This window comes from Bartonella sp. AP4SXKL, from assembly GCF_042195845.1.
GTDB lineage: Bacteria > Pseudomonadota > Alphaproteobacteria > Rhizobiales > Rhizobiaceae > Bartonella.
In genome coordinates this window covers 1-3,519 of record NZ_JBHIPA010000042.1, presented here as the reverse complement: position 1 = coordinate 3,519, position 3,519 = coordinate 1, and the positions used below count along the sequence as shown (strand labels likewise).

Below are 3,519 nucleotides of genomic sequence, written 5' to 3'. Positions count from 1 at the left end.
AAGAAGTGCTGTTTGCATCAGGAGCATTCATTGAAGCTGGAACTGTCATGGGGAAAATTACAGCATCACAAAAATATACCCCCCTTAATCCAGCAGCAGCAGATGGCAGTCAAATCCCTGCGGGGATTTCTTTTGCCACTATTGACGCAACAGAAGCAGATCAACGTGCCGTGATTACAGCACGCTTATGCACTGTAAAAGCTTCTGAACTGCTATGGCCAGATGCCATCACGGATGAGCAAAAGAAAGCAGCCATTCAGTCTTTAGAAGACAAAAACAACATTCTATTGCGATAGGAGAATGCACACATGGATATGAATTTTTTTAAACATGATGCTTTCTCAAGCATCACAATGATGAAAGCCATTGAAAACTATGAGTTTCAACCTGGTCTTGTAAGCTCTCTTAATCTTTTTGAGGAAGTTGAAACCAGTACCACAGTGGTTGGTATTGAACGGCGTGATAATACATTTTCGCTTATTCAAACCAGTGAACGTGGCGCACCTTTGACAGAAGGTGATAGAGAGGGTCGTAATCTTCGGTTTTTCAAAACAACACGGATTGCCAAAAGTGATACCGTAAAATCAGAAGAAATCCAGAACCGTCGTGAATTTGGCGCAGAAGATCAGTTAGAGACAGCAATGAAATATATTGCCAAGAAACAAAAGAAACTGATTTCTGAAATCGAATTGACATGGGAGAATATGCAACTCGGCGCTGTTCAAGGTGTTGTCCTTGATGCTGATGGCTCTGTTATTGTCGATTGGTACAAGGAATGGGAAATCGCACCACCAAAGCCGATTGATTTTAAATTAAATAATGAGACAACCAATGTTGCTGACAATGTTGATCAAGTCATTATGAGGATGATTGAAGCTTCAAAGGGAGCGTTTTCTGATCGTTCACGCATTATTGGGCTTTGTGGAAATGAATTCTTTTCCAAGTTGAAAAACCATAAAACAATTCGTGAGACCTATTTAAACACAGCCTTAGCACAAACACTCAATAGCGCCGGAGGTGTTGCAACACCAAGCGCTCTTGGATCAGGGAGCTTTGGCAGTTTTGACTTTGCAGGCGTAACTTTCATTAATTACCGGAGTATTCACAACTATAATGTGAGTGCGAAGGCTGGAACAAAGCGCGCCATAGGAATTAAGCCTGATGAATGTCAATTCTTTCCTGTTGATGCGCCTGGTGTATTCCAAAAAACCTTTGCACCAGGGGAAAGCTTGGATTTTGCTAACACCGTTGGAAAACCTCTCTACACAATGCTTATCGTCGACCACGACCGTAATGCATGGGTAAAACCGGAGGTCTATAGCTATCCGCTTTACATCTGTACACGCCCAGAAATGCTGTTTAAAGCCGTGATTGGAGCGAAATAACATGCGATGGCACGGGCTGCTAAACCAAATGGTTAAAGATGTGCGCAACACTTTTGGGCAGCCCATCATCTACACGCGAAAGGACAACCAGCAATCTTTTCGTATCACAGCGATTTACGGCATTAAGCATTCAGAATCGGACGCCGGTGGCAGAATCCCCACCACAATTGCAAGAAAGGAACTTGATCTTTGTATCAATGACATCGGGGGAATACCACCAAAACCTCAAGATAGTATTGTGGTCCTCTCTCCTGAAAACAACAAAGTCCCCTCTTCTCAGGAGCATTTCATTGTGATAGATGTCCAAGCTTTAGAATCCGGTATGTATAAGCTTATCTTGCGGGAGAAAAAACAATGAGGAACCTTTGTCTTGTGTGTTTCAAAATCAATAAGGCTGCCCAAGAACCCGGATTACTGCTGCAAACCTTGGATTTGGAATAGCACTAAATCGGTAATTCCATGGTGCGCCGGTACGGTGACTGATGTGACATCCTTGGTATGTTATAGTTACTGATGCAATTCTTGCCCAAGTAGTCCTTTCATTATCTTCAGGGCTTTCAAATACAATAGCTTGATTTGTTACTAAAAGACGTCCTAAAATTGGAGTATTTTCGCCAATATCAAAGGTAACGCGTTCTTGAACTCCCAACAGTTTTTCATTTTGTACTAAACGATAATCATATTCACTTGCGTCAAGTTCTTGAAACATTTCACATGCTTCCTCAAAATTAGAGGGAGGAATATCTGATTGCCACAGAGCAACTTCTTGCTCAAAGCTTTTTTCCTTTTTTGTCTCACGATAGGCAATAATAACAAAAATTAAAACAATAAAAATGGGTACTAATAACCATGGCGTAATAGTTACTGTTACCACAATGCCTCCAATCAGTAGAGCACAAAGAAGAACGATCTGTACCCTCTTTTCTAACCGTTTTTTTTCAAGTTCCGGCGACATTTTATTAACCACTGATAAATCAGAAGAAGGATGGATATGAGGGGGAGGCATTAAAACCTGTTCTGAAACTTTTTCTTTAAAACGTTTGTTGCGTTTATCTTGCCAATGAACAAAAATAGACAATGCAATAAATGCAAAGAAAATTAACCTGAACCATCCCCAAAAACCTAGACCAACATTTTCGTCTGACTTTTTATCTTGAACATGGGTACTTTTCTTATCAGTATTCTCAGGTAGTGCCTTTGTCACGCTTTCATTTTGAGTAGCAACATCTATTAATAAAGTCGAGGAGGAGGAAAAAATTTCATTATTGTACGCAACTTGATCTGGTTTGATTTTGTGAAAAAAAAACGCACCTAATATTGCAGAGCCGAGAAATAATAAGACTCCAATACCAAGGGTTTTCAATCCATTTTTACGCCATTTTTTTATACACACTAAAACAAGTCCGACAACCATCGCCGGTAACGACAACAAACATACGATCATCGCAATTGTATCAAGTATGTCGAGCATTATTGTCCCCTCCACTATAAATAAAAAACTAAGCTGGAAAATTTAAAGTGAGTCGACAAATAAAGTAAATATGTGCTTATGATTTTTAGAAAAAAGTGATATTATTATAGGAGTATGAATAATCGAAACAGGAACCTAACGAACACCTTAAATACTAAGCAGATAAGCTACCGAGATAGTTTATTTTCGCACATTAAAGGCTTTGACTCATTGTATGTTACTCGCATATAGTGATTTTGTGGGGTGTGGTTATGCTATAACACACCTTCATAGGAAAGCATAACGACGGACTTACTACCGTGTTTTTCAGTGCTCGGCACTTTCTAATTAAAGAGTCAATGAAAAACGTCTAAGTAGTAAGGAGTTCACCATGAATACTCTATAGAAATTAAAGAACAAACTATTGGCCAAGTAAACAGTTCAAACTGTTAACGCACGTGAATTATATTGCGTTTTTGGAAATAAAGTCTGAATTTAGAAAACGGTGGAAAAGAAAAAGAATACCACATTACATTAGACATGGCTAAACATCTTTCGATTATAGAGCGTAATGACAAAGGGCATGAGGCACGTCAATACTTTAACAAGTGTTCAAGGCATTGATTTATAATCATAATCTAGCGTTATTCATATTGAATGAGAACCCTGAATAACGTAAGATTC

The 3,519-nt window shown here is 39.1% G+C and carries 4 protein-coding genes and 1 pseudogene; 4 read left to right on the top strand and 1 reads right to left on the bottom strand.

The window, feature by feature from the left end:
• From ACFIMI_RS09525 to ACFIMI_RS09515, 3 genes are all read left to right on the top strand, one after another.
• Window positions 1-296, top strand: a 296-nt coding sequence (locus tag ACFIMI_RS09525) for a head decoration protein (protein WP_375692522.1), incomplete at its 5' end; no start/stop codon positions are given.
• Between the two features lie 12 nt (window positions 297-308).
• The gene (locus tag ACFIMI_RS09520) at window positions 309-1,385 is read left to right on the top strand and encodes a major capsid protein (protein ID WP_375692521.1); all 1,077 of its coding nucleotides are present in this window, start codon (window positions 309-311) and stop codon (window positions 1,383-1,385) included.
• 1 nt (window position 1,386) lies between these two features.
• Window positions 1,387-1,743: a hypothetical protein gene (locus ACFIMI_RS09515; protein ID WP_375692520.1), complete on the top strand. Its 357-nt coding sequence runs from the start codon at window positions 1,387-1,389 to the stop codon at window positions 1,741-1,743.
• Window positions 1,744-1,770: 27 nt separating this feature from the next.
• Here the strand turns inward: ACFIMI_RS09515 and ACFIMI_RS09510 are convergent, their stop codons facing one another.
• Entirely contained in the window at window positions 1,771-2,856 is a 1,086-nt protein-coding gene (locus ACFIMI_RS09510) for a hypothetical protein (protein WP_375692519.1), read from the bottom strand.
• Window positions 2,857-3,237: 381 nt separating this feature from the next.
• Here ACFIMI_RS09510 and ACFIMI_RS09505 point away from each other — a divergent pair.
• Window positions 3,238-3,453: pseudogene (locus ACFIMI_RS09505) on the top strand (antA/AntB antirepressor family protein); the annotation flags it as partial.
• Window positions 3,454-3,519 lie beyond the last annotated feature (66 nt).

Bases quoted from the DNA above. Each gene is read 5' to 3' on its own strand.
- ACFIMI_RS09520 (WP_375692521.1), top strand. From the start codon at position 309: ATGGATATGAATTTTTTTAAACATGATGCTTTCTCAAGCATCACAATG.
- ACFIMI_RS09515 (WP_375692520.1), top strand. From the start codon at position 1,387: ATGCGATGGCACGGGCTGCTAAACCAAATGGTTAAAGATGTGCGCAAC.
- ACFIMI_RS09510 (WP_375692519.1), bottom strand. From the start codon at position 2,856: ATGCTCGACATACTTGATACAATTGCGATGATCGTATGTTTGTTGTCG.